Source organism: Aliterella sp. E5.1, from assembly GCF_057473825.1.
On the sequence record NZ_JBYCCV010000149.1, the window covers coordinates 1 to 6,577 of the forward strand.

The 6,577-nt window shown below is 44.7% G+C and carries 7 protein-coding genes; 6 read left to right on the plus strand and 1 reads right to left on the minus strand.

The features are described from left to right. Nucleotides 1–280, plus strand: a 280-nt coding sequence (locus AC2VE5_RS23495; protein WP_486890078.1) for a GAF domain-containing protein, incomplete at its 5' end; no start/stop codon positions are given. Between the two features lie 921 nt (nt 281–1,201). Continuing rightward, entirely contained in the window at nt 1,202–2,317 is a 1,116-nt protein-coding gene (locus tag AC2VE5_RS23500) for a transposase (protein ID WP_486890079.1), read from the plus strand. Nucleotides 2,318–2,320: 3 nt separating this feature from the next. On the opposite strand, the gene AC2VE5_RS23505 is transcribed toward AC2VE5_RS23500, so the two are convergent. Next, nucleotides 2,321–2,485 carry a hypothetical protein gene (locus AC2VE5_RS23505; RefSeq protein ID WP_486890080.1) on the minus strand — a complete coding sequence of 55 codons (165 nt, stop codon included), beginning with the start codon at nt 2,483–2,485 and terminating at the stop codon, nt 2,321–2,323. A gap of 382 nt (nt 2,486–2,867) precedes the next feature. Between AC2VE5_RS23505 and AC2VE5_RS23510 the strand changes: the two genes are divergently transcribed. The 4 genes from AC2VE5_RS23510 to AC2VE5_RS23525 all read left to right on the plus strand — a co-directional run. Continuing rightward, entirely contained in the window at nt 2,868–3,014 is a 147-nt protein-coding gene (locus AC2VE5_RS23510; RefSeq protein ID WP_486890081.1) for a hypothetical protein, read from the plus strand. 27 nt (nt 3,015–3,041) lie between these two features. Next, nucleotides 3,042–5,300 (plus strand): ATP-binding protein, encoded by a 2,259-nt coding sequence (locus AC2VE5_RS23515; RefSeq protein WP_486890082.1) that lies wholly within the window; start codon nt 3,042–3,044, stop codon nt 5,298–5,300. Then, nucleotides 5,297–5,776 carry a response regulator gene (locus AC2VE5_RS23520; protein ID WP_486890083.1) on the plus strand — a complete coding sequence of 160 codons (480 nt, stop codon included), beginning with the start codon at nt 5,297–5,299 and terminating at the stop codon, nt 5,774–5,776. The genes AC2VE5_RS23515 and AC2VE5_RS23520 overlap by 4 nt, the downstream gene beginning before the upstream one ends. Further along, nucleotides 5,776–6,577: response regulator (locus AC2VE5_RS23525; protein WP_486890084.1), on the plus strand; the 802-nt coding region annotated here is incomplete at its 3' end. The genes AC2VE5_RS23520 and AC2VE5_RS23525, both read left to right, overlap by 1 nt.

The following is a 6,577-nucleotide window of genomic DNA, read 5'->3' on the forward strand; positions in this document are numbered from 1 at the left end:
GTCAAAATTGGTGGTTCCCATTCTTCAGAAGCAAGAACTGTGGGGACTACTAATTGTTCATCAGTGTAGTGGAGCGAGGTACTGGCAACCGCTTGAGATCAGCTTACTTAATCAATTGGCTACCCATGCGGCGATCGCCATTCAGCAATCAGAATATCAGCAGTTGCAGCAAGTAACTACTTTAGATCGGTTAGCCCAGTTAGCAGATCTGCAACGTAGTAAGAATATTTTGATCAAGAGTGGCAGCGGACGGCAGAAGAAGAAGCACCTCTATCACTGATCGGGGTGTAATGTTGTTGATTATTCGGTAATATACTACACTGTTGAGAGACAATTAGATTGCTAAATTAGACCTCCTGCGTGAATAGTAAATTAGGCAGTTCAAACTATTAGAAACTCCTACCAAAATGGGATTCATGCAAGAAGTCTATTCAACTGAAGCAGCGTCCTCGGTACTTAATGGGTTATAGAACCCATTTGGGATCTTTTCTTGGAATACAAGGTGGACAGTAAAGCTATTTTCAGCAACCCAGTGGACACAGGGCGCGAAACTAGGAAACAATGACAGCAAAATATTTGAAACCTAGATGGGCATAAGGGTTGCAGCTACAGACATAGATATCAAATGGGTTCTATAAAGGTTGTGATGCACAGGTAATTCGCCGTACTTTGCGTCGTCAGCAAACCAGTCATCCCCAAGAGCAAGAATGTTAAATTTAAACCCCGCTTCAATCGTAGACTGTGCCGATTAATCAACCGCATTGAACGGCTGATTAATCGGCTCAAGCAGTTACGCCCTAGATGTAACAGTGAATTTGACGAGAGTACAAGCCCATACTTAACAATAACAATAGACCTCTTGCATGAATAGGGCGTAGGGGAGCCAGCTATCGGATAGAGGGTTGTCACAAGCTGAAGCTAGTCTCTTAGGGAATACTTATTATCTGGATGCAGCATTGAATCATCTTTGGCATAAATAGTTAGTGATGGTCACTGAAGATATTGTGCCCTTGTAGCCTTTGGGATATGAGCATATCAATATTCTTGGTCGCTATCGCTTTGATTGGTCTGAAAATTTGCTGAGGAGAACAATAGGTCTTTTATTTAATCTTCAGCAGTTGGGTAAACTCGAATCAACAATTTATGAAAAGCTTACTTGCTGAGAAAAAGGTATAAGTAAAAGTTTACGCGCTGCTTATTCATGTCTGCCATTTTATCTCAAGCCCAAGCCTTAATTTCAGGACTACAAGCTCTGATGCCCAGTGCTTACCAACAAGATAGTTTGCAAGCACTACTAGGTTTATTTCTAGAAGGGCAAGGCGTTCCTTTGCCCGAACATTGTAAAACAAAATCTGCCAGTGCTTTAAGTCGGTTTCTCAATGAGTACCAATGGTCAACCCGGCAGGTAATCAGATTAGTACAGGAAACCGCACTTCAACAAATTCTATCCCAGCCGCGAGTAGGGCGTAGACCGACACTACAGGTGATACTCGACCTGACAACACTGGAGAAAACCGGAAAATTTCGAGAGTTTAAACACTTAGTCCGAGTTTACAACGGTAAACGAGGTCTTCATATTGTTATGCTCTACATGGTCGTGGGACAATGGCGAGTACCTTGGAGCTTTCAAGTCTACCGTGGCAAAAATACTCCTACTCCCACTCAGCTAGGATTACGCCTTGTGAGACGACTGCCAATAAGTTTGACTCAACACTTTAAAGTTTTAGTTCTAGCTGACACTGCTTTCGGCAATAATGAATTTGTCACCAAAATCCGTCAACTCAAATACCATGCTCTTATTGGTGTTTGTAGTGTCCGCAAGCTTGCTGATGGTCGCAGCATAAGACATTTGCACAAAAGAGGTCAGCAAGTGCGACTGCGTGGGTTAAAATTCCGAGTGTGTTTATCCTGGTACTACCTCAAGCGTTCAGATGGCAAACTTGAAAAACGCTATATCCTCTGCACCAAAGTTCTTAAGGGCAACACTATGACTTGGTGGGGCCGTCGCCGTTGGGCCATTGAAGGATTTTTCAAAACAGCAAAGCACCGATTTGGTCTTCATCGCTTTGGTCAACAAACCTTACTGGGAGTGTATAGATGGTTAGTTTTATCCTTGACCGCTTATTTGCTAGCCCATTGGGTCTACCTTCATGCTCCTACCAACTCCTTACCTGATTGGGGCGAGGCTGCACAAAAAGCGCTTGAACTCTTGCTGCCACTGATGGCGTTATTACCCATGCTTGCAGAGATTCAACGCTTACAACCTTTAGCCAAGCATCATGGAATAGACATTAATGTAACTTGGGGCAAGATGTGAGGGCTAACTTCCTCTTTTTCCTGTACGCTCCAGATCCGGTTCTAGCTCCTTGACCATCCGCGTAAAAGTTTCAAGATGGACTCCACAAAAGCGTTTAAATTCCTCGGTCTTAAGGTTTTTAACTGTTTGTAAGTTATAGCGTTCCTCCTCATAACCTACTTGTGCCATCTTTTTCCTATTTATGCAAGAGGTCTAGTTACTTACTGTAAAGGTGAGATACTACTGTTTATTTATTTATCTTTAGTTTACCACCGTATAACTACGGACTTTATTAAAGTAAACACTTTAGAGCTTAAGTATTTTCACTGAAGCTTTATTTACAACAGTTACTTGATAGTAAAATTAACCAATTGTGATTATTTGATTGCCATTTTTGCAAAAACTAGAACAGATTTGGAGAATCGTTTGTTATGCGCTTTATTTACCTCTATCTTGCGTCTATTTTGGGAGTATTCGATTATAAGTAACTAATTGTGTAAGTCCTATTGATATGAGTATGGCTTTTTAGAGTAAAGATTTACCTCAAATATAAAAAGAGCGATAATTGATAATGAAACTTATAGAAAACTTATTTGATTCAGGACAATTTGTTTCTCACGGTCACTGCTACCTCTGGAATCCCTACCTAGTGAGTCTACATATTGTAGGGGACTTGCTAATTGCACTTGCCTACTATCTTTTTATTCCCGGCTTTTGAACTTTTGTCTCGTACGTATAATCATTCATGACCCATCAAGCTGTTGATTTGACTAATTGCGATCGAGAACCGATTCACATTCCAGGGCTAATTCAGCCCCACGGCGCGCTATTGGTGCTGCAAGAGCCGGACTTGACGATCATCCAGGTCAGCAGCAACACACTTAAGTTAATCGGTCATCCTCCTCAAGACCTATTAGGCAAACCGTTATTAACCTTACTCGCTCCCAAGCAGATTGCTAGCATCCAGCAATGCTTAAACGAAGAATTTGAGCATGTGAATCCGTTGGATATCTTCATCAAACGTGAAGGCAAATTGTTACGGTTTGATGGAATTGTGCATCGCCAGAATGTTCTAATTGTTTTGGAACTAGAACCCAAACAGAATAGCCAGAAGGCGGATTTTTTTGAGTTTTACCGGCGTGTTAAAGGCACAATTACTAAGATTCAAAAGGCTCCTACGTTGCTAGAGATGTCTGAGGCGATAGTCAAAGAAGTGCGAAAAGTTACCGGGTTTGATCGCGTCATGGTCTACCAGTTTGACGCAGAAGGAGCCGGACGAGTGATCGCAGAAGATCTGGCAGACGATCTGACTCCTTATCTGGGCTTAAACTACCCTTCAACTGACATTCCTAAGCAAGCACAGCAGCTTTACATCCTCAACTGGCTGCGGCTGATTCCTGACTCTACCTATCAGCCTGCGGCGTTAGTCCCGGCGAACAATCCAGTGGAAGATCGCCCCACAGATTTGAGTTTATCTGTGCTGCGGAGTGTTTCTCCCCTGCACTTGGAATACCTTAGCAACATGGGAGTTGGGGCCTCAATGTCAATTTCTCTGATCCAAGATCAAAAATTGTGGGGGCTGATTGCCTGTCATCATTCAAATCCTCGCTATGTGCCTTATAGTGTGCGAACCATTTGTGAGTTTGTGGGGCAGCTGATGTCGGTAGAACTGTCTAACAAGGAAGATCATGAAGACTTAGACTACAAAATGACGTTAAAGTCGTTACAAAGCAAGCTAGTCGAATCGTTGTCTCAATCAGAGTCCTTTTTAGAGGGCTTAAGACAACTGAATTCAAATTTGCTTGATCTCGTCAGCGCGTCAGGAGCGGCAATCTGTGGGGCAGATCAGATCACTTGCATCGGTCAAACACCACCAGAAGCTGAAATTCCTGCTCTGCGAGATTGGATCAAAACCCAGATTCAGAACAACCTGTTTCAGACGCGATCGCTCTCTCAGCTTTACCCAGCCGCAGAATCTTTTAAGGCAGTTGCCAGTGGCGTGTTAGCGTTAGAGCTCTCTCAGTTCCACCAAAATTACATTTTCTGGTTTCGCCCGGAGGTGATTCAAATAGTGAATTGGGGCGGCAATCCTAACAAACCTGTAGAAGTAACCGACAACGGAGAAAGACGGCTATCGCCTCGCAAATCATTTGAAAAATGGCAAGAAGCGGTGCAGGGTTGCTCATTGCCCTGGAAGCCCTATGAGATCGAAATTGTCACCGAACTGCGAAGCCTGATTGTGGGCGTGATTTTCAAACAGGCGGACGATTTGGCAAAAATCAACCTGGAGCTAGAGCGCAGCAACACCGAACTCGATTCTTTTGCCTACATTGCATCTCATGATCTCAAGGAGCCACTGCGAGGGATTCATAATTACTCCAATTTCTTGATGGAGGATTATGCAGAAGTGTTGGATGCTGATGGAGTTGCCAAACTGAATACCGTCGTGCGGCTGACTCAGCGGATGGAAGATCTGATTAATTCACTGCTGCACTATTCTCGACTGGGACGCGCCGAACTCGATCGCCAACCCGCCAACCTGAATGAAGTAGTGCGACAAGCGATCGACACTTTGAGAATCAGCCAGCCCCAAAGCTCGATCGAGTTTCGGTTGCCTAATCCATTGCCGACGATTTCCTGCGATCGCACCCAAGTCAGTGAGTTATTCACCAACCTGCTTACCAATGCCATCAAGTACAACGACAAATCTGAGAAATGGGTGGAAATCGGCTTCACTCAATCAGGCAAGGGCGATCCTGAAAACCCGTTATTCTACACCTTTTATGTCCGCGATAACGGCATTGGCATTCCGCCTCAGCATTTGAAGCGGGTGTTTCAAATTTTCAAGCGGCTGCATACGCAAGACCAGTATGGCGGCGGGACGGGGGCAGGTCTGACAATTGTGCAAAAGATCGTCGAGCGACATGGTGGAAAAATTTGGGTGGAATCAACCCTCAGTGAAGGCAGCACGTTTTACTTCACGCTGGCAGCAGGGCAATCATGAGTGAAGCATCTGTGACCGCGATCGAGAAACCCCCACTTTTATTGATTGTTGAAGATAGCAATGAAGACTTTGAAGCCTTCCAACGCTATGTTCGTCGATCGCCGTTTATGATCCCAATTTATCGCTGCGTAGATGGCGACGACGCGCTGGCATTTCTGTATCACACAGGTCGCTACGCTGATCCCCAAAACGCCCCGCGTCCAGGACTAATTTTGCTCGATCTCAACTTACCCGGAACAGACGGACGAGAAGTATTGCGAAAAATTAAACAAGATGAGACTCTAAAGATAGTTCCGGTCGTTATCTTTACGACTTCTAACAACCCCAAGGATATTGAAGCCTGTTATAGACAGAGTGTTAACAGCTATATTGTAAAGCCGATGGATTTTAATCGATTAAAGCATAGTATTGAAATTTTAATAGACTACTGGTTTGATACTACAGTTCTCCCTATCAATGCGATAAAAAAGCGCTAATGAACACTCAATTTTGTCGCACTATCTTGATTGTGGAGGATAGCCCAGAAGACCGCGAGATGTATCGACGATATTTGATGCGCGATCACGACTATGCTTACACGATTGTAGAGGCAAGCATGGGCGAAGAAGGATTGAATCTCTGGCGACAGCACGAGCCAGATGCAGTGTTGCTTGATTATCGACTGCCTGACCTAGACGGGCTAGAATTTCTTGCCGCCTTGCAAACTCAGGAGTCGCAAACGCCTCTGCCGATCGTAATGGTAACGGGAGTCGGAAGCGAAAAGATCGCCGTCCAAGCGATTAAGGCGGGCGCACAAGATTATCTGGTTAAGGGACAAATCACGCCGGAGGGTCTGAAGCGGGCGTTGGATGCGACGATTAAGACGGTGCAGTTGCAAACTCAACTACAACAGCGCGAGGATGTGCTGCGGAGCAGTGAAGAACGGTATCGTTCTCTGATACTTGCAACTACACAAATTAATTGGACTAACAGCGCTGACGGTAGAATGAGCGGAGAGCAGACTAGCTGGAGTTCCTTCACTGGTCAGAGGTATGAGGAATATCAAAATTTTGGCTGGTCTGAAGTTATACATCCGGACGACGTAAATCATACCCTAGCTTACTGGAATAGGGCTGTGTCAACTAAAAGCTTATGTGAAATGGAACACCGTTTGCGTCGCCACGATGGAGAGTACAGGTATTTTTCTGTTCGTGGTACACCAGTTCTCAACGCTGATGGTAGCATCCGTGAGTGGGTGGGGTCGCACACTGATATCACTGAGCGCAGACAAGCAGAAA

Bases quoted from the DNA above. Each gene is read 5' to 3' on its own strand.
- AC2VE5_RS23515 (WP_486890082.1), top strand. From the start codon at position 3,042: ATGACCCATCAAGCTGTTGATTTGACTAATTGCGATCGAGAACCGATT.
- AC2VE5_RS23520 (WP_486890083.1), top strand. From the start codon at position 5,297: ATGAGTGAAGCATCTGTGACCGCGATCGAGAAACCCCCACTTTTATTG.
- AC2VE5_RS23500 (WP_486890079.1), top strand. From the start codon at position 1,202: ATGTCTGCCATTTTATCTCAAGCCCAAGCCTTAATTTCAGGACTACAA.
- AC2VE5_RS23505 (WP_486890080.1), bottom strand. From the start codon at position 2,485: ATGGCACAAGTAGGTTATGAGGAGGAACGCTATAACTTACAAACAGTT.
- AC2VE5_RS23510 (WP_486890081.1), top strand. From the start codon at position 2,868: ATGAAACTTATAGAAAACTTATTTGATTCAGGACAATTTGTTTCTCAC.